The following is a 19234-nucleotide window of genomic DNA, read 5'->3' as shown; positions in this document are numbered from 1 at the left end:
TCACAAGCTCCGATTCACTGGCCGAACAGCTTCTCGAGCTCGACGGCCGTACTGCCATCGAGCGCGCCGGTCTTCGTCGCGAGATCGTAGTCGGTCTGGAACCATTGCAGCGCGCGGCGCAAGGCTTCATCGGCGACGTCGTTCACCTCGCCGGGAAAATAGCCGAGGCTCTTGAGCCGTTGCTTCGCGCCGCGCGGCGTCTTCGCGGGCGGAAGCTCGCCGATCTGGAACGAGTAACGCCGCCTGCGCCCCTCGGGGAACGTGTCGATCCAGATCGTGACGTCGGCCGTCACGGCGCTCTCGGGGACGTCCACCTTCAGCACGCCGTCGTCGTCGAGCTCCCCGCGGAAGCGTTGTCCGCCTGCGACGAGCTGGTAGGTGCGGCCGTCGTAGGGCTCGTGCTGGTCGTCGAGGAAACGCAGGGAAAGAGGCTTTGTCTTCGGCTCGTTCGTTTCGGGATCCCGCTCGGGCGGAGGCTTGGCTGGCGGCTGGAGCTTCAAGTTGTCGCCCCAGACACGCGCATCACGATCGAGCTCGAGCGCGCTCTTCTCGCCGTAGATCCGCACCTTCTTCGCGACGAGCTCCGCCTCCTCGCCCAGCGAGAGGGACGGACCTTTGCCGGCTAGATCGAGCTTCTCCAGAGCCTCGATCCGAATTTGCTTGGCCCTCAAAGTGATGCCTTCAGGGGTCAACAGGATCTCGTTGTCGCCTGACCGTAGCCGCACACGCTCATCCCCGCGGATGAGCACTTCGCGCGTTGCCATCGTCCGTGCATCGCCGGCCACGTCCGCGGTGATCTCGCCCGCGTTTCCCGCGTGATCCACGCGCAGCGTGATGAAGTCCTCGCCCGCGACACGTACGCCGCCGCCCGCGTCAACCGCGACCGAACCAGTCGACACGATCGTGTGATCGCCTTGTGCGGTCGCCATCGTGTTGCCCGCGACGGCGAGGTTCGCGCCACCGCTGACGTTTAGCGAGAGGCTTCCTTCGACGCCGTGCACCTCGTCGCCGCCGACACGCGTGACCTTCATCCCTTCGATCGAAGCGTGATCGTCTCGGGCGACACGCGTATGCCGATCGCGTCCCACATCCGTGATGCGGTCGTTCTGCACGTTCTCCCGCAGGTCTCGCTCGGCACGCAGGAACAGCTCCTCCGCGCCGGTCGCGTCCTCGAACGAGAGCTCGTTGTAGCCTCGCGCGTTTGGCGTGCTCGATGTGCGGATGCCCGAACGCGTCGCCGAAGGCAGCGGGAACGGGTGCGGATGCGTCGCGTTCACCATCGAGCCGAGCACCACGGGCCGATCAGGATCACCGCCGAGGAACGACACGAGCACTTCCATGCCGATCCGCGGAATGAACTGCGATCCCCAGCCGGATCCCGCCCACGGCTGCAAGACGCGCACGAAGCAGCTCGTTCGCTCCTCCGAGCCGCTTCGCAGATCCCAGTGGAAGCGCACACGCACACGACCATGTTCGTCGGTGTGAATCTCCTGGCCGGCGGGCCCGGTGACAGTTGCGCTTTCGAGCGTCTGCACGATACGCCTCTCGGGAGGCGCAGGCCGGTAGGCCTTCCGCTGCGGAACCGCGTGAAAACGTGCCTGATAACGCGTGCGCTCGTAGGTGTGCTCGACGCGCGTCACGACATACCCCTCGTTGAGCGCAGCAATCGGGTGATCGTGGAGCTCGATCAGGAAGCCCGGAGCGAACAAACGGCAGCCGGTATCGCCCGTGCCGACCTCCGCGTCGTGCCGGACCTGTTCGAGGAGGATGGTCGCGTTGACCCCGTCCACGTTGCTCTCCTCGTACTCGCCGTGATGCTCGTAGATGGACAAACCAGGTGTGGGCTGCGCTGGAATGGGCGCCTCCTCGTGGAGCATGGGGGCAGCGAGTAGCGCGCTCTTGCCGCGGAGTTCGAGCAGAGGTCGCTCGAAGTCGTAGTCACGCATGAGCACCGACGTGGGCGCCACGCGACGCGTGACGTGGAACCCGGCGACTTGATCCTCCCGCAACGGGCGATCGCTGGCCGTCGTTCCGACGTCGTCGCCGAGGGGCCGCGCGTTGAGCTGACGTGCTCCGGGAACGGGCTTGAGAAGCGACACGGCATCGCAGAAGACGAGCGCCGTGTCTTCGACTGCGTCGGCGAAGTGGTAGTGGATGCCCGCCTCGGCAGCGATTCGCGCGATGAACGAAAGATCGGACTCGCGGTACTGCACGCAATACTCGCGCGGCGGGTAGGTGCGCGTGACGGTCCAGCGATGCGCGATGCGATGCTCGGCGAGGACGCTCGATGCTGCGGCGGGCATCGCCATGTCCTGGAAGACGCGGCTCAGGGTGCGATGCCCGAGGAGCGCGAGTTGCGGGACGAGCACGAGCTCGAGGACGGCGTCGTGCCCGTCGATGTTGCCCGCGAGGTAGGCGCCGACGGAGGCGCGCTCGACGACGCCGTGGATGCGGCGTTCGGCCCCGGTGCTCGCGCGGAGCTTGAGCGTCGCAGGCATGCCGAGGAGGCGATCGACGAGGGCACGGGGATCGTCGACGACGATGTGAACGACGAAGCGGAAGGGGTGGGAGACCTCCTCGACGCCGGAGAGCTGGACGACGGGGCGAGGATCGGGGCCGAAGGCAGCGGCGGAGAGGGAGATGGGGCCGTCGGAAGGAGCGGTGGTCGTTTGCATGGCGTCCGTTACTCGACCTCGACCGAATTGGCCGGATCCGTGATTTCAACCGTTCCGCCCCATTGACACATACACGTCGACCCTTCTGTGAGGACCTTCAATTCCCGCAACGTCACCCGAGCTGCTCCCGCCGACCAGGGCGCCGGAATCACGGGGACGCACGGCTGCGGCGTCAGCACGCCCTGCGCTGCCGCCGTGGCGGCCGCGACTTGCGGGTTCGCCTGCGTCTTGCACATGCCGAACGGGGCGACGTTCACCATCGGCTTGTGGTCGAGCACCGTTGCCACTGGCAGATCGATCGCATCCGCGGGGCTCTGGGGCAGGACCGTCAGCGTCGAGGGAGCTGTTCCCTCGCTGCACTCGAGCTTCGCGCCGTTCACGACGAGCTTGGGCATCGAGCATGCTCCTGTCAGCGCACGCGCGTGCCGGACATCCAAGCGCGGTACTGCGCGACGGCTTGCTGCCATGCCGCTGCGAGCTTCGGATCCGCGGTCATGCGCGCGTTCCAGGTTGTCTGGAGGCGCGCATGTTGCTCGGCGCTGAGGCCGTAACGGCGCAGAATCTCGGACCTCTGCTCGGGGTCGAGATCGAGCTCGACATGCAACGAAGCGTGCTGTTCGAGCGTGAGCTCGGGTTCGCGTGTCGGAGGTTCGTTGCGGGAAGCTTGGGTGCCGAAGGGGAGGAGCTTCCGAGCGATCGAAGAGATCTCCTCATTTGCCGGGAGCGTTCCGCCCATCGAGGACGCGAGCGGCGGGGCGCCCTGCGTCACTTGTGCGTGTTCCACGGCGGATTGCAGGGCCGCGGTGGACGGGATGCCCTCGACGAAGGGCAAAGGCTTGGTCGTCGCCGGAGCCGCCGTGTGGACGGGGATGGCCGCGGGGGCGGCCCACGGCGACACGGCCGCGGGCGACGGAGCTGCTGGCGGCGCGGTGGCAGCGGCGAGCATGAAGGATGGGAGGCCCGAGGGCTTCGCCGCGACATCCGGAGGTGTGGGCTCGGGCGATGTTTCGGCAGCCTTTGCGGAAGCGTCGCCGATCGAGGCGACGGGCGGCTGAAGTCGGGTGAGGCGCTCTCTGCGGTTGTTGAACGTGGCGGAGAAGCGGAGGGCTTGCTCGCGTTGTTGTCGCTTTAGGCCCAGCGCGAGCTCGCGGGTCCATGCTTGATCGACGGCGCGCCATCGCTCGAGCGTGAGGCTGAAGCGCTGCACGACCTCCTCGGTGCGGTCGGTCCCGAAGTGGACGACGTGCGCGAGGATCTCGGCGTAGCGGTCGAGGCGTACGGCTTTGCGGAGCGCGAGGTCTTCGGGGGTGGTGTCATCCACGCGGGTCGTTGTACCAGAGGCAAAGGGGCTCGACGATGGATGGGCAAAAAGCACACGGCGGGGAGCGGAGGCCACGCGGCGTTCGGTTCATTCTGGCATCGCGGACATCGCTGCGAACAAGATCTGCCGGCTGGTCTGATTGTCGACGCGTATCTGCACCACCCTGCCTTCGCGGACCGCCCGCATGATGTCGGCGTTGTTGATCTGGAACGAGCCAACCGGATCCGGGAAGAATGCGTCATTGTCCGCGACCTCGACGGACAACCGTGTAGCCCCGTTGGTCGAGACGCCGCTCCATGAGGGCGGCCCCGAAAACGTGGGCGTGAATGTGTCCCGTTGAGCTCGTAGCTGCGTCGGGGGGCCGTAGCCGGCAGCCGTCAACAACCTCGCGCGTCACACTCGGCCGATGGCCCCCGAGGTGCGCAGCTCGCCGAGTAGCTCGCGCGGGGTCACTCCTGCAATGGAGCGAAACTCGGCAATCAGATGCGCTTGATCATAATAGCCGGCTCCGGCGGCAATGCCGGCCCAACCGGCCGGGCGGCTCTCCCGCGCGGCGCGCAGGGCGCGGTGAAAGCGCGTGAGCTTGGCGTAAGCCTTGGGCCCGACACCGAGTGTCTCCAGAAAGAGGCGGCGAAGGTGACGCTCGCTCACCCCGAGCTCGTCGGCGACGGCGCTCACGCTGCTCGCACTTCGCGTGGCGAGGCGCTTCGCCGCTTCCAGGGCGAGCGAGGTGTGGGCGCGGACCGCCTGGGCGGGTGCGGATCGCGCGACGATGGCACTCTCCAGAATGGCGGCCGCGGCGACCGTGTCTCGTGCCCCGGCGAGGCGCTCGTAGAGGTGCTCGGTGTCGGCTTTGCCCCAGAGGTCTTCGAGGGCGACGATTCGTCCGGTCAATTCCGGAGCCGACACGCCGAGCACGCGCTCGCTCGCGCCCAGCCGAAGGCGCGCCATCACGCTGCGCTGCCCGCGCCGAAGCATCTTGCGACGCGCGCTCTGCCCCACGCCCATCGCGTGCGCATCCAAACCGCCACGAGCCGACACCCCGAAGCGCGCGACGATCTGAAGCTCGGCATAGGGGAGCGCGACGTGCTGTCCATCTCGGTCGCACTCGAGGACCGAGAGCTCGGCCACCGGGGATCCGCTCGACGGGAGCGACGCCCGCGCGACACGAGGCTCTTGAACGATGGGCGAGTGCACGAGCTATCTCATGCTACGGGCCCGAGGCGCACGCAAGCTCGGCGAGGTGCTTGTCCGTTTCTTCCAATCGGCCAAAACACGTGGTCACTACAGTCCGGGGCATGAAGATCCTCGTCACCGGTGCCACCGGTAAGGTCGGAAGTCGCCTCTCCAAACGGCTCGCTCAGCGCGGCCATCACGTGCGTGCCCTCGTTCGCGACGAAGCGCGCGCAAAAGACCTGCGCGAAGCCCACATCGAGCTCGCTCTGGGCGATCTGCTCGAGCCGAGCGCCCTCTCCGCAGCGGTGCGCGGGGTCGACGCGGTCGTGCATTGTGCAGCCTTCTTTCGTGGCGCGACGCCGGAGCAGGCGCACGCGGTCAACGACCTCGGCACGCAGCACCTCGCCCACGCGGCCCGCGAAGCCTCGGTGAAGCGCTTCGTCTTCACGAGCACCGGACTCGTCTACGGGCCCAGCGCGGTTCGTGGACGCCTCTCGCACGAAGACGACTCCTGCGACCCGATCGAGAGCTATCCCAAGAGCAAGCTCGCCGCCGAGCGCTTCCTGCTCGCGCTCGAAGGCCTCGACGTGCGCGTCCTTCGATTGCCGTTCGTCTACGGCGACGGAGATCCGCACATCGCCGACGTGGTGCCGTTCATGCGAACGTTCCCCCCCACGCAACGGATGTCGATTGCCCATCATCTCGACGTGGCCCAGGCCGTCGCGCGTTTGCTCGACGCGCCATCCCCTTCCCATCGCGTGTACAACCTGGTGGACGACGAGTCTCCCAATCTCGCCACGCTGTTCGCTTCGGTGGGCGAGCCTCCCCCGGACGGCTCCACCCCCGAGCGTGCGAGGGCCTTCGAGGCCGTCATGGATGGAAAGCGGATCCGCGAAGATCTCGGCTTCTCACCCGAGGTGCCGCGGCTCGGGGATGCCGTGGCGAGGGGGATTGCATAGTTTGGGTAGCCGCCCCTCGCACCACACGGGTCCACCGAAGGCGGCGCGAAGACACGAAGGACGCCTCATGGGATACCTACACGCAACCACGACGTAAGTTCCCCCGGATCCCTCGTCGACGAGACCCCGGAGGGGATCGGACCTCGTCGGTTGCGTGGTCGGCGAGGCCCCGGCGGGGTCCGATCAGGGCGGGGGTCTCGCGGACGAGGCAGGCGACGGGGTCCGATCAGGGCGGGGGTCTCGCGGACGAGGCAGGCGACGGGGTCCGATCAGGGCGGGGGGCTCGCGGACGAGGCAAGCGACGGGGTCCGATCAGGGCGAGGGTCTCGCGGACGAGGCAAGCGACGGAGTCCGATCAGGGCGGGGGGCTCGACGGCGAGGCAGGGAGCGGCCTCCGCCGTGGCCCCGCCCGTGCTTTTCTTGGAAAATATAACGCTGTTACAGCCCCCCCTTGACGGATATATAACGTCGTTATATATCCCGACCATGCCCGCGCCCTCCCATGCCACCGAGGCCACGCGTCGTGCCATCCTCGACGCGGCGGCGGAGCTGCTTGCCGAAGCGGGGGCGGAGCGCCTCTCGATCCGCGAGGTCTGCGCACGCGCAGGCGTGACGGCGCCGACGGTCTATCACCATTTCGGCGACAAGGATGGGCTCGTCCTGAAGGTGCTCGAGGACAGCTTCACGGCGTTCGTGCAGACGGTCGACGCGCTCGACAAGCCGCAAGATCCCATCGAGGCGCTCGCGCGGGCCTGGGATGGCTACGTGGCCTACGGCGTCGCGCACCCCATGCATTACCGCATCATGTTCGTGCGCCTCGCCCACACGACGCCCATCCCCGCCGCGACGGCCGCGTTCCAGCGGCTCGTGGACGTCGTGTCCGCCGCGGAGGCAGAGGGCCTGCTCGTGCCGCCCCTGGAGGACGCGTGCAAGGCGTTCTGGTCTGCCATGCACGGCGTCACCTCGCTCATCGCCACCGGTTACCTGCCGCCCGATGCCCCGGCCAGCGCGCTCGTGCGCGACGCCGTCATCGCCCACATCACCCGCCCGCGCGACGGCGCGCGCCGCCCGGCAAAGACGAAAAGGAGCAAACCATGAGCCAGCGTGAATCCGACGTGAACCCCTACCTGCAAGGCAATTTTGCTCCCTGGCGGATGGAGGGCGATGCCTGGGATCTCGACATCGAAGGCGAGCTGCCTGCCGCGCTGCGCGGCACCTTCTACCGCAATGGCCCGAACCCCGCCTACGAGCCGACCGGGCCCTACCATTGGTTCGGCGGCGACGGGATGATCCACGCCATCACGCTGCAGGACGGCCGCGCCTCGTACCGCAATCGCTACGTGAAGAGCCAGGGCCTCGTCGAGGAGCGCGCCGCCGGCAGGTCACTCTCCGGCAGCATGTTTCGTCCGAACCCCGAGCGACCGCGCAAGAACACGGCCAACACCAACATCGTCGCCCACGCGGGCCGGCTGCTCGCGCTCGTCGAGGCCTGCCTGCCCACCGAGCTCACCCTGGGCAGCCTGGAGACCCTGGGCGAATACGATTTCGGTGGTCGGCTGCTCGGCCCCATGACCGCCCACCCGAAGATCGATCCCGAGACCGGTGAGCTCGTGTTCTTCGGCAATTCGATCGCCGACGCCGCGGCCTTCAGCTACCACGTGGCCGACCGCGCGGGCGCGCTCGTGCATTCCACGCGGATCACGCTGCCCTGGGCCTCCATGGTGCACGATTTCGCGATCACCGAGGCCCACGCCGTCTTCCTCCTCGGCTCGCTGGTCTTCCGGCCGGAGCGCCTCGCGGAGGGCAAGAACCCGTTTTCCTGGGAGCCCGAGCGCGGAATGCGCATCGGCGTGCTCCCGCGGCGAGGTGAGGGCGCGGCCGTGCGCTGGTTCGAGGTCGAGGGGGGCTACGTGTTCCATCCGATGAACGCGTATGACGACGGCGACTCCATCGTGCTCGACGTGGCCCGTTATGGTCGGATGGATCTCATGACCCCGGCAGCCATGCGCAATCCGACCCCGGAGGCCGACGAGGCGGCCCGGCTGCATCGCTATCGTATCGACCTCCAGGGCGGCGCTGTGCGATCCCAAGCCCTCGACGACGTATCGATCGAGTTCCCGCGCGTGGACGAGCGCCGCGTCGGCCGCAAGCACCGCTACGGATACGCCGCGGCCGCGGGACCCGAGGGGAGCACGCACAGGTCCCTCTGGACCGCGGTGCGGCGGTACGATCTGGAGCGCGGCACCTTCGAGTCCCGCGCATTCGGCGAGGGCAACGGAGCAGGGGAGCCGCTCTTCGTCCCGAAGAACTCGGAGAGCGACGAGGGCGACGGGTACGTGCTGGTGCTGGTCTACAATCAGGCACGCAATGCGAGCGATCTCTGGGTGCTCGATGCAGAGGACATTCAGGGTGAGCCCGTGGCCCGTGTGCGGCTGCCGCACCGCGTTCCCTATGGCTTTCACGGCAACTGGGTGCCCGCCGCCTGAGTCGCGGAGAAATGTATCGCCCCTGGAAGGGCGGCCAGGGGGCGCTGCGCAGGGCCGTCGCGGGCGAGCCGAAGCTCCGCGCCGACGCGCTCGACGTCGACGAATTTCGACCATCGCGCGTGCGCGATGGCCGTTGCCGTGGAACATTCTCCGCGTGGCCATCTCAAAAGAGAAAATGCAGAGCTGGGCGATGCGGATGATCGAAGAGGCTCGCCCGCCGTCGCGAACGATCACCGCCATCGACGACCTGCTCGCGTTACGCAGCTTCTTCGACGGGGACCGGACGCTCTTGTTCGGTATGAAGACGACGCCCGACGCGTTCGAAAATCCGAGCGCGCTCATCGAGGAGGCGCTCGGCGCGCTTCGCGAATGGTTCGATCACCTCGCCGAGATCGGCGATGCAAAAGAGCAGGCACGGCTCTACCACCGACTCCAGTACCAGATCGACATTCCCGAGCCCGAGCTCGTACGCCAGGAACGCGCGGCGAGCGAGGCGCGCGAATCCGCGAAGCGCGACGCGTTGAGCGTGCTGCCACGGCCGCTCGATGCGGTCGCCGCGGTCTCTCCGTCGCTCGCGGCCGCGCTGCAAAACCCCCAGGGCGAACGTTCGGAGGACTTCTTCGTCGAGCACGGGAAAGCGCTGACGTCCAAGGGCAAGCCGTCGCTCGACATGTCGAATTTCGATTGGCTGGGCGCCGATCCCGACTGGGACGAGCTCGTCGGCGCCCGATTCGACGCGCCGTTTTTCCCCATCGCCGGAGCGGATGGCGACTACGTCGGCGTGCTCGTCTTCCTCGAGGCTCCGGACGACGACGCCGTCGTCCTCTACTACTCGCACGAAGTGGGCTTCTCCTTCATGGCCGAGAGCCTTCAGCACTGGAATGCGATGTGCGACGCGGCCTCGGTCGGCGGTCGTGGCGTGAAGAAGCAGGTCGACCGCGCTCGCGGCCGCGCACCGCGCTGGAAGATGGACGGCGGTCTTCCGCCGAACGCCTACGGCGATGCGCTCGCGCGGGCGGAGGCGATCCTCGAACGCCTCCACCGCGGCAGCTGAAGGCGCGAACGCTCGACGCACGCTTCGTGTCGTCGTCGACTTCTTGACGCGGTTCGCCGCCGGGTGGAGGATGGGAAACCTTCCACACGAGCACGATATCAATGCGCCCCCTCGCGATTGCTCTCGCCCTTGGATTCAGCGCGGCCTCGTGGACGCCCCTGGCCGTCGCCGACGTCGTCCACGACATGCCGATCACCTGCCCGAGAGGCACCGAGAAGCAGCTGAGCCACAACGGCCCTTATTGCGTCCCGCCGATGCGCGCGGATTGCCCGGCCGGGTATGTGCCGCAGGTCCGCCACTCGACGTCCTATTGCGAGGCGCCTCCTCCCGCGCCCTGCCCCAAGGGCCTGCACTGGCGGTCGGACGGGCCGGACAAGGGCTCGTGCTGGCTGAACGACCGCTGCGACAAGGTGGGCGAGGCGTGCTCCTCCGGCGCATGCGAAGAGCTTTCGTTCTGCATCGAGCAGAGGCACATGAGCCGCTTCGTGATGCCCGTCGCCCACGGCACGTGCAGGACCCAGGCCGATTGCGCCGGTGCTCCCGGCACCACGTGCGAAAAACGATTGACCTGCGTCGATCCGGCGACGCGGAAACACGAGGCGGCGCGGATCGAGGCCGCCAAGAAGGTGCCCGCGAGCGCCGTCCCCGCGCCGTACGAGGCGAGCCAACTGGGCGGGGCTCCGCCGCGATATCCCGTGCTCAAGGAGGGCCAGAAGCTCCCTGCCCTGCCCGACGTCCCCGAGCCGCCCGACGATACGCCGATGACGCCGCCTGCGCCCGAGGACGCCGGCGCGGCCCTCACGCCCACGGAGCCGGGCCCGGGCGATGCGGAGCCGGTCGGAGCGCCGCCCACCGCGCCCAAGGCGCCGGGCCACGGCGGATGCGCGGGGTGTGAGGTCGGCGGGTCGGATCAAGACATGGTCGGCTGGGCCGCGCTCATGTGCCTGCTCGGCGTGGGGATCGCCTTGCGCCGGAAAGGTGGAGGCGGCTGACTCTGCGCTCCAGACCACATAAACGCAGCGCGTAATCTTGACGCCGAGGCGCTTGCCTCGTCCGTTCCAACGTCGTACCATCCGTCATGACGGACGCCACGACCGAGGTCGCTTTCCTTCCTTGCCTCGTGTTGGGACGTCGAGGAGCGCTTGCATGAAAAATTCGCGAACAAGCTCGGTCTTCGCCCTGGGTTTTGGCTCGTTGCTCGCCGTGGTCGCGCTTTCGGGCATGACCGGTTGCGGCGACGACGAGAAGAACGGTGATTCGACGTCCAGCAGCTCGAGCTCAGGCTCGGGCTCGGGTGGACAAGGCGGCGCCGGCGGCGGCACGGGCGGCGCCGGTGGCGAGGGCGGTGGCACGGGCGGCGCCGGCGGCGCCGGTGGCCAGGGTGGCCAAGGTGGCGCCGGTGGTCAGGGCGGCCAAGGTGGCGCCGGCGGCCAAGGCGGCAAGTAATCGAGGAATGGCCGTGAGCGCGAGGGGCGCGAAGGAGCGCCCCTCGCCGCTCGATCTCGCGAGATTCATTTTTGATCGAAATAGATCCCCCGGAGCCATCGGGCCCCGGAGAACGCCGTCCTGCCGTGCAGCATCCGGTGGTTGTCGTAGAGGACGAAATCGCCCGGCTCGAGCTGAAAGCGGACCTGGTGCCGTGGATCCCGCACGATCGCCGCGAACCGCGCGTACGCCGCGTACCAGGCCTCCATCTCCGCGAACGAGGCCAGAAACGGCGCGAGCGTGAAATACGAGTATCGCACGAGAAAGCCGCTCGGGCCCTCCATCGTGAGCAGCGGCGCATCGACGATCCGCTCGAACGATTTCTGCTTGCGGTGAAACCGCACCGGAAACGTCGTCAGCCGCTCGAACGCCGGCGCGTCGATCGACGCGACGTACCGCGCGGCGGCGAGGGCGTCGCAAAGAAAGCTCTCCCCGCCCGCGTCCGCCGCCCGGATGCATTGCAGGAGCTGGTATCGAGGCGGCACGTCGAGGAACGGCTGATCGGTGTGGAGATCGATCCCGGCGTCGGTATAGCCGAGCTGGTCCGTGTTCTCGTTCGTCGTGTTGTCGGTGCGTAGATCCTCCACGCGACCGAAATGCGTGCCGATGATGGAGAGCCCCGCGGCGGAGAAGGCTTCGATGAGCGGCTCGGTGTCGTCCTCGGGCGAGCGCCCCCACGCCGCGGACGAACCCCGCACCACGCAAAGCCCCTCGTCGCGGACCCGGGCGAGGCAGGCGTCCACGAGCGCGGAGACGCTCTCGGATCGGCCGGCGTCGAGCGTCACCCGCGCAAGGCTTGCGGGCGGCGGCGGGACCTCGACGCGGCCCGGCGCATACGCGTGGGCGCGGAGCCATTCGAGGTCGTAGCTGCTTTGCCGGCCGGAGGGCTCCTCCCAGGTGACGAGCACGCGGCGGCGCTGCTCGTCGAGGTGCACGCTCCGAGGACGAATGCCGAGCGGGACCTCGGAGGCATCGAGCGTGCGCTCCCCGGTCGACGGATGCCGGTCGACGTCGCATTGATGGCGGAGCCAGAACCAGTGGAAATCGGCGTGCGAGGGGCTCCCCGCGCCGAAATGCACACGAAGCCACCCCTCGTGGGGAGCGAGCGAGGGGCCGGGGTCCAGGCGAGGGGCGAGGTCAAGAGGGGTGAGCAACACGACGGATGTTCGTCCACCATAGCGGATGACGGCTGCCTCGGGAAGGGACATTTGGCTCGGTCCCCTCGCTTCCGCCGCCCGCTCCCGCCTTCGCCCCCGGAGCCGTACGTTCGTGTCGGTTCCATCCGACGCGGGAGGTCTCAATGCGTCCTACGAGGCTGTGGGCGGCGTTCGTCACGGTGATCGTCCTGTCCTTCGCCGTCCTCGGGTACTTCGGATTCGAGATTTATCGAACAGCACCGCCGGTGCCCGCTCGCGTCGTCGTGGCCTCGGACGGCCGCACGCTCTTCACGGGTCAGGACATTCGCGACGGACAGAACGTGTGGCAATCGCTCGGCGGCCAGGAGGTCGGCTCGATCTGGGGGCACGGCGCGTACGTCGCGCCCGACTGGTCGGCGGATTGGCTGCACCGCGAGGCGACGTGGATCCTCGACGTCTGGGCGCGCGACGAGAAAGGAAAGACCTTCGATGAACTGCCGGCCCCGGAGCGCGCCGCGCTCGTCGAGCGGCTCAAGGCGGAGTTACGGACGAACACGTACGACGCCGCGACGGGCACGCTCACGGTGAGCCCGATCCGCGCCCGCGCGATCGAGGAGGTTTCGAAGCATTACGCCGCGGTGTTCGGCGCCGATCCCGCGATGGCCGAGCTGCGCGACGCCTATGCCATCCCCGCCGAGACGATCAAGGACCCCGAGCGCCAGCGCCTCATGAACGCCTTCTTTTTCTGGGCGGCCTGGGCGTGCGCGACCGAGCGCCCCGGAGCCAGCATCACCTACAGCAACAACTGGCCCTCCGAGCCGCTCATCGGCAATCACCCCTCGGGCGCGCTCGTCGTGTGGTCGGCCGTGAGCTTCGTCCTTTTGCTCGCCGGCATCGGCGCGCTCGCGTGGTATTTCGCGACCCAGCGCCACCGCGCGACGGAGGAGCCGGTTTACCCCGAGCGCGATCCGCTGGTCGGCCTTCAGGCGACGCCCTCGATGCGGGCGACGCGCAAGTATTTCTGGGTCGTCGCCGCGCTCATCGTCACGCAGATCGGGCTCGGCGCGGTGAGCGCGCATTACGGCGTCGAAGGCTCGGGCTTCTACGGCATTCCCCTCGACCGGTGGTTGCCTTATGCCGTGACGCGGACGTGGCACGTCCAGCTCGGCATTTTCTGGATCGCCACGGCGTGGCTCGCGACCGGCCTCTTCATGGCGCCGGCCGTCGGCGGCCACGAGCCGAAATTCCAGCGCGCGGGCGTCCATTTCCTCTTCGTCTGCCTGCTCGTGATCGTCGTCGGCTCCCTCGCCGGCCAGTGGTTCGCCGTTCGGCAGAAGCTCGGGCTCGAAGCGAATTTCTGGTTCGGCCACCAGGGCTACGAATACGTCGACCTCGGCCGCTTCTGGCAGATCTTCCTGCTCGTGGGCCTCTTTTTATGGCTCTTCCTGGTCGGCCGCGCGATGTGGCCGGCGCTCCGGAAGGGCGGCGAAAACAAGAACCTGCTCGCGCTCTTCCTCATTGCATCGGCGGCGATCGGCCTCTTCTACGGCGCAGGCCTCATGTGGGGGCGGCAGACGAACCTCGCGATGGCCGAATACTGGCGCTGGTGGGTCGTTCACCTCTGGGTCGAGGGATTCTTCGAGGTCTTCGCCACGGTCGTGATCGCGTTCCTCTTCACGCGCATGGGCCTCTTGCGGATCGCGACCGCGACCCATGCCGTGCTCTTCTCGACGGTGCTCTTCCTCTCGGGCGGCATCATCGGCACCTTCCACCACCTCTATTTCACGGGCACGCCGACCGCGGTCCTCGCCCTCGGCGCGACGTTCAGCGCGCTCGAGGTCGTGCCGCTCGTCCTCATTGGCTTCGAGGCCTACGAAAACCTCACGCTGTCGCGCGCGAGGCCCTGGGTCGCGGCGTACAAGTGGCCCATTTACTTCTTCGTGGCGGTCGCGTTCTGGAACCTCGTCGGCGCGGGGCTCTTCGGCTTCTTCATCAACCCGCCGATCGCCCTTTATTACATGCAAGGCCTGAACACGACGCCCGTCCACGGCCATACTGCGCTCTTCGGCGTCTACGGCATGCTCGGCATCGGCCTCATGCTCTTCTGCCTGAAGGGCCTGTCGACGCACCGCGCGTGGAAGACGGGCGCGCTCTCCTTCGCGTTCTGGGCGATCAACATCGGGCTCGCGCTGATGGTGCTCCTCAGCCTGCTGCCGGTCGGCCTGCTCCAAACCTGGGCCAGCGTCGAGCACGGCATGTGGTACGCGCGCTCGGCCGAGTTCCTCCAGACGCCGCGCATGGACACGCTGCGATGGATGCGCGTCGTCGGAGATACGATCTTCGCCGCGGGCGCGCTCGCGCTCGGGTGGTTTGTCCTCGGGCTGAAGACGGGCTGGTCGCTCCGCGCTGAAGGCGATCCAGGCCTCGAACCCGAGCGCGAGGTGATCCTGATCAGGCAGCCCGCGAAAAGGGAGGCCTGACGGCGCCCGCCCCCGCTACGAGAGCCCGCCCCGCCTCCGCACGATCCAGTGCGCCCCGACCAGCATCGCCGCGCCGAGCGTCCACGCCCACGGAGGCAGGAGCGGCGAGACCCGCCGCTCCGCCGCGATCTGCGTCGCCGCCGGCAGCGGCAGGCTCCCGATCTGATCCACGGTCACGCTCTTGCCCCCGGTCGCCGCCGCGATCGCCGCGAGCCGCTCCGGATCGGGCCGCGTGTCCGCCCACTCGTCGCCGCCGCGCTCGCAGGCGAAGTCTCGCCGCGTCGTCGGACCGCGCTGCGCCGAGGCCGCGCCATCCGAAGTCGCCGCGCCCGCCTCGCTCGGCACGATCTCCACCGTCGCCGAATAGCCGCCCGGCTGGAGTTTGCCCGCGTCGAGCGAGAGCGGCTCGCCTTTGCCGTCGAGCCGCGCGGAGAGCGCGCGCGCCTCCTCGCCCGTGCCGAGCTTGCGGATCGTGATCTTCGCGTCGCCCTTTTGCCCGGGCAGCGGCCTGAGCGTCAGCGTCGTGTCCTCGCCCGCGATGCACCCGTCCGCGAGCTCCACGACCGCGGGCTCGAAGCGCGGGTCGCGCATGAGCCAGCCGAGCATCGCGTCCCAGAACGCGCCGTGCGCCCGGCCCGCCGCGTTCGCCGCGAACGCGCTGAACAGCAAGCGGTGCGAGCCGTCGATGGCGAGCGCGATCGTCCGCCCGCTACCGTGCTCGCCGAGCGCGAGGATCGGCATCGGCCCGCCCTTCGGCGTCCTGCGCGTCGGGTGCTCGAGCAGCACCGTCGCGCCCGGCCGCGCGTCGCCGACCACGTTCGCGCCCGGCATCTCGGGCCACTGCTCGCCGATGAGATCCCTGAGCGGCCCGAGCACCGGCGCCGCGCGTCCCGCCTCGGTCGTGCGCGGGACGAACGACGCCACGTCCGCGCCCTCGGCGTCCGCCCCACGATCGAGCTCGACGGGCAGGACCTCCGCGAGCGGCGTGCCCGCGTAGTTGCCCGGCACGAACGCGTCCGGGCCGCCGACCATGATCAGCCCTCCGCCCTTGTCGACGTACCGCGAGAGCGAGCGCAGGTGCTTCGCGAGGCCGTACGGCGCGGCGTTGAAGTCCTGGAGCACCACGGCGTCGAAGCTCGGCAGGTGCTCGCTGAAGAGCTCGTCGACCGGGAACGGGATGAGCGCGAGCTCCTCGGACGGCGCGACCACGTCGTCGGTCGGCGTGCGCAGGATGAAGAAGGCCACGACGTCGACGGACGCGTCCGCCTTGAGCCACATGCGGAGCGCGCGCACGTCGTACGTCGGCCGCCCGGCCACGTGGAGCACGCGCACGCGGTCGCGCGCGACGTCGATCGTCATGTACCGCGTGTCGTTGTCCGGCACTGCGTCGCCGTCGGGCGCGTCGATCGACACTTCGAGGATGCGCGCGCCGGCCCGATCGAGCGTCACTTCGAGCTCGAGCGTCGCGGATCCGCTCGACGCGTTCGCCTTGCCCGACGCGAGCACCGTCGGCTCGCCGCTCTCGCGCAGCTCGCGCAGCGACACGGGGATCTCGTCGCAATCGAGCCCGCCCGCGCAGCCGATCTCGACCCGCAACGTGAGCGGCTGATGCGCTACGGCCGCGCCTGCCGCGCGCACGGCGCGCACGCTCGCGTCGCGCGGCGCCTCCGTCGCGACCGAGACCGCGTGCACCGGCACCGTCAGCGTCCCGAGCGCCGCGCGGATCGCTTCGCCCGCCTGCGCCTCGCCGGGCCGATCGAGCCTTCCATCCGAGATCACCACGATCGCCGCGGGCCGCTCGTCCGCCGCGCGCGCGACCGACTCGATCGCGCCGGCGAGATCCGATCGCGGCATCGGCCGCGCCGCGAGCAGCGCCTGCCCGAGCCGACCTTCCGCGCCGCCTTGCGCCGCCCCCTCGGCCGCGCCGCTCGCGAGAGCGCCGGTGAGCGGCGCCGGCGCGCCTTTGCCGAACGCGAGCCCGTAGAGCCGCACCTCGGCGCCGTGCTTCGCGAGCTCGCCGAGCGCGCGCGCGGCCTCCTCTCGGCGCGTCTTTCCCGCGGGGCCCGGCAGATCGATCGAGCGCGACGCGTCGGCGAGCACGACCACGCGTGGCCCCACGAGGCTGCCCTTGCTCTGGATCGCCACCGGCCGCAGCACCGCGCAGAGCAGCCCGATCGAGGCGAGCGAGCCCGTGGCGAACGCGGCGATCCGCGAGCCACGCGAGCGCCGGAGCTCGACGGCGAGCAGCACGATGCCGAGGACCGTGAGCAGGGCCGCGAGAAGCTGAAACGACGGCGCGAGATCCCCCGACGGCGCGAGGCTCGTCGTCATGGCGAAGGCTCCGAAGCTCGGCGCCGCATCAGGAAGGGCGCGTGCACCTGGTCGTCCTTGTAGTTCGAGCAGAGCACGAACATCGCCACGTTCACCGCGAGACGCGCGGCCTGCTCGCGTTGCGGCTCGCCGTTTGGCACCACGACGAACGGATGCGTCCCGTTCGCCGCGCGGGCGAGCGCGCCGAGCACGTCGTGCTTCGCGAAGATCACCTGCGGCACGCCGCCGCGCAGGATCGCTTCGAGCTTGGGTTCGCCCTCGACGCGCCCGACGGCGCGACGGAGCAGGTAAAACGAGCGGAAGAGCACGTTCTCCGTGCCGATCGGGATGGGCGCGCCGTCGGGCAGCACGCGGGCGAGCTCGCGACGCGCGGCCTTGCCAAACGTGCCCGACTCGGGGGCGAAGTCATCGACGAAGAGCACGCCCCCGAGCGCGAGGAAACGCCGGATGCCGAGCACCTCGCGCTCGGTCAGGGCGGGCACGTCGTCCTCGCCGCCCCAGATCGCGAAGGGCTCGGCGAGCAACGCGGGCGCGTCGGCGCGCACCGTCGTCGGCGACAGGCGCGCGGGCGCGCTCGTGCGGCGCGTCAGCTCCTCGGACCAGCGCGCGGGCCCCGTCGTCCGCGCGCCTTCCCAGCGCGCCGTCCCCGTCAGCAGGATCCGCGGGTTGAACGCCCCTTCCTCCCCGAAGGCCCGCGACGGCCGCGGCACGAGCGCGACGAGCAGGACCGCCACGAGCACGAGGAGGACCGAGCTCACGCGCGCGCGCATCAATCGAAATCCTCGACGTGCCAGACGCCAGCCTCGCGGCGCAGCTTCACCTCGTGGCCTCCGGGCACTTGCACGGTCGCGCGATCGCCGGCGACCTGCACCTCCAGGCCCTCCGGGTGCTCGAGCCCCTCGACGAGCGAGCGCAGATCGTTCTCGATCGCGCTCCGCGTGGACGGCGAGAGCACGCGAAGAAGGCCTGCATAGCTGCGCCGCGCGAGGACACGCCGGAGCTGTTCGAGCGCCTGCGCGGGCGTCTTCGCGCCTGCGGGCAGCGCGTCGGCGGCCGATATCCGGAAGACGCCGCCTTCGAGCTCGAGCGTCGCGTCTTCGCCGTCGGCGTACCGCATGCGGGCGTGGGCCTTGATCGTCACGCCGGGCGCGGCGAGGGCCTTGGCCTGATCGGAAAGCTCGCTCTTCTCCTCGGCGACGATGCGGCGCACGTCGTCGCGGGAGAGGCTCCGCCGGGCCTTTTCGCTCATCATGCCGTGGATCGCGTCGGCGTCGCCGCGCGCGGCTGCGTCGGCGTAGGCCTTCACGGCGTCCTTCGGGTCGGGCATGGCGGAGCCGCCGCACGCGGCGAGGGCGAAGGCGAGGCACGCGAAGGTCACGAACCGGGGCACGGGCGGAGCCTAGTACAAAACGGGCGAGCCGGGGCCTCGACGTCGCGCGCCGAGCGACCTCGGCCCTCGTTCCCCCTGGTGGCTTGCGCCCGAGAGCGGTACACGTGGGAGCGGATCTCGCATGTCGGGCCGCCCATTCATCCGCCTCGCGGACCTCACGGACCTCGACGGGTTCGCCGATCACATCGTCCGCCACTCGGCCGAGAGCGGGCGCGAGGGCTCCTTGCATTTCGCGATCTCGCGTTCGCCCGAGCGCGCGAGCGTCCGGGAGCACGCGCGGCAGCGCTGGGAGCGCGCGCTGGAGGAGTCGCAGTGGGGCCGGTGTTTCCTGCTCGTCGAGCCTGTGCGGGGCTGGGTCGTGGGGCACCTCGAGCTACGCGGCGGGCGTTTTTCGGCGGAGATGCACCGGGCGATCCTCGGCATGGGCATCGAGCGTGGGTACACGCGCAAGGGCCACGGCCAGCAATTGATGGAGGCCGCGATCGGCTGGGCGAAGCGCTCGGGCAAGGTCTCCTGGATCGATCTCGGCGTCTTCGAGCACAACCTCCCCGCGCGGAGCCTCTACCAGCGGATGGGCTTCGTGGAGAGCGGCAAGCGCAAGGACGCCTTCCGGATCGATTCGGGGATGCACGTGACCGACATTTCGATGTCGCTGCGGATCGGCTGACGGGTTCGACCGCGAATTCGACGTGCGTCCATGCGGTACGCCCGCGCGCGTGACGCGAAGATGGGCGCGACATG

The 19234-nt window shown here is 69.3% G+C and carries 17 protein-coding genes; 8 read left to right on the top strand and 9 right to left on the bottom strand.

Going from position 1 to position 19234, the window contains the following annotated elements:
• Positions 1-14: 14 nt before the first annotated feature.
• From tssI to QHF85_RS31385, 5 genes are all read right to left on the bottom strand, one after another.
• The gene (gene tssI / locus QHF85_RS31405; RefSeq protein ID WP_281331059.1) at positions 15-2675 is read right to left on the bottom strand and encodes a type VI secretion system tip protein TssI/VgrG; all 2661 of its coding nucleotides are present in this window, start codon (positions 2673-2675) and stop codon (positions 15-17) included.
• Positions 2676-2683: 8 nt separating this feature from the next.
• On the bottom strand, positions 2684-3070 hold the full coding sequence (locus tag QHF85_RS31400) for a DUF4280 domain-containing protein (protein WP_281331058.1): 387 nt from the start codon (positions 3068-3070) through the stop codon (positions 2684-2686).
• Positions 3071-3084: 14 nt separating this feature from the next.
• A complete protein-coding gene (locus QHF85_RS31395) occupies positions 3085-3996 on the bottom strand; it encodes a hypothetical protein (protein WP_281331057.1) in 912 nt (303 codons plus the stop codon).
• 87 nt (positions 3997-4083) lie between these two features.
• Positions 4084-4260 (bottom strand): hypothetical protein, encoded by a 177-nt coding sequence (locus tag QHF85_RS31390; protein WP_281331056.1) that lies wholly within the window; start codon positions 4258-4260, stop codon positions 4084-4086.
• A 129-nt stretch (positions 4261-4389) separates the two neighbouring features.
• Positions 4390-5193 carry a helix-turn-helix domain-containing protein gene (locus QHF85_RS31385; RefSeq protein ID WP_281331055.1) on the bottom strand — a complete coding sequence of 268 codons (804 nt, stop codon included), beginning with the start codon at positions 5191-5193 and terminating at the stop codon, positions 4390-4392.
• Positions 5194-5243: 50 nt separating this feature from the next.
• On the opposite strand from QHF85_RS31385, the gene QHF85_RS31380 reads away from it, so the two are divergent.
• The 6 genes from QHF85_RS31380 to QHF85_RS31355 all read left to right on the top strand — a co-directional run bounded on the left by QHF85_RS31380 (position 5244) and on the right by QHF85_RS31355 (position 11117).
• Positions 5244-6131, top strand: coding sequence for an NAD(P)-dependent oxidoreductase (locus tag QHF85_RS31380; RefSeq protein ID WP_281331054.1), 888 nt, complete (start codon positions 5244-5246; stop codon positions 6129-6131).
• A 486-nt stretch (positions 6132-6617) separates the two neighbouring features.
• Positions 6618-7229 (top strand): TetR/AcrR family transcriptional regulator, encoded by a 612-nt coding sequence (locus tag QHF85_RS31375; protein ID WP_281331053.1) that lies wholly within the window; start codon positions 6618-6620, stop codon positions 7227-7229.
• On the top strand, positions 7226-8617 hold the full coding sequence (locus QHF85_RS31370) for a carotenoid oxygenase family protein (protein WP_281331052.1): 1392 nt from the start codon (positions 7226-7228) through the stop codon (positions 8615-8617). The genes QHF85_RS31375 and QHF85_RS31370 overlap by 4 nt, the downstream gene beginning before the upstream one ends.
• A 154-nt stretch (positions 8618-8771) precedes the next feature.
• Complete coding sequence (locus QHF85_RS31365; protein ID WP_281331051.1) at positions 8772-9671, top strand: hypothetical protein; 900 nt, start codon at positions 8772-8774, stop codon at positions 9669-9671.
• A gap of 101 nt (positions 9672-9772) precedes the next feature.
• Complete coding sequence (locus QHF85_RS31360) at positions 9773-10663, top strand: hypothetical protein (protein ID WP_281331050.1); 891 nt, start codon at positions 9773-9775, stop codon at positions 10661-10663.
• Positions 10664-10817: 154 nt separating this feature from the next.
• On the top strand, positions 10818-11117 hold the full coding sequence (locus QHF85_RS31355) for a hypothetical protein (RefSeq protein ID WP_281331049.1): 300 nt from the start codon (positions 10818-10820) through the stop codon (positions 11115-11117).
• A 65-nt stretch (positions 11118-11182) separates the two neighbouring features.
• Here QHF85_RS31355 and QHF85_RS31350 read toward each other — a convergent pair whose 3' ends face one another.
• The gene (locus tag QHF85_RS31350) at positions 11183-12310 is read right to left on the bottom strand and encodes a TauD/TfdA family dioxygenase (RefSeq protein ID WP_281331048.1); all 1128 of its coding nucleotides are present in this window, start codon (positions 12308-12310) and stop codon (positions 11183-11185) included.
• A 146-nt stretch (positions 12311-12456) separates the two neighbouring features.
• Between QHF85_RS31350 and QHF85_RS31345 the strand changes: the two genes are divergently transcribed.
• A complete protein-coding gene (locus QHF85_RS31345; RefSeq protein WP_281331047.1) occupies positions 12457-14772 on the top strand; it encodes a nitric-oxide reductase large subunit in 2316 nt (771 codons plus the stop codon).
• Positions 14773-14787: 15 nt separating this feature from the next.
• Here QHF85_RS31345 and QHF85_RS31340 read toward each other — a convergent pair whose 3' ends face one another.
• From QHF85_RS31340 to QHF85_RS31330, 3 genes are read right to left on the bottom strand one after another with little or no spacing between them, the layout of a single operon-like run.
• Positions 14788-17103, bottom strand: coding sequence for a glutamine amidotransferase (locus QHF85_RS31340; RefSeq protein WP_281331046.1), 2316 nt, complete (start codon positions 17101-17103; stop codon positions 14788-14790).
• Positions 17100-17873 carry a DUF4159 domain-containing protein gene (locus QHF85_RS31335; protein WP_281331045.1) on the bottom strand — a complete coding sequence of 258 codons (774 nt, stop codon included), beginning with the start codon at positions 17871-17873 and terminating at the stop codon, positions 17100-17102. The genes QHF85_RS31340 and QHF85_RS31335 overlap by 4 nt, the downstream gene beginning before the upstream one ends.
• Positions 17873-18493 carry a hypothetical protein gene (locus QHF85_RS31330; RefSeq protein ID WP_281331044.1) on the bottom strand — a complete coding sequence of 207 codons (621 nt, stop codon included), beginning with the start codon at positions 18491-18493 and terminating at the stop codon, positions 17873-17875. The genes QHF85_RS31335 and QHF85_RS31330 overlap by 1 nt, the downstream gene beginning before the upstream one ends.
• Positions 18494-18614: 121 nt before the next feature.
• Here QHF85_RS31330 and QHF85_RS31325 point away from each other — a divergent pair, with 121 nt between their 5' ends.
• Positions 18615-19160 carry a GNAT family N-acetyltransferase gene (locus tag QHF85_RS31325; RefSeq protein WP_281331043.1) on the top strand — a complete coding sequence of 182 codons (546 nt, stop codon included), beginning with the start codon at positions 18615-18617 and terminating at the stop codon, positions 19158-19160.
• Positions 19161-19234: the final 74 nt, after the last annotated feature.

It is taken from the genome of Polyangium sp. 6x1, assembly GCF_029946515.1.
Classification (GTDB): Bacteria; Myxococcota_A; Polyangia; order Polyangiales; family Polyangiaceae; genus Polyangium.
This window is presented reverse-complemented; position numbering and strand designations above follow the sequence as displayed.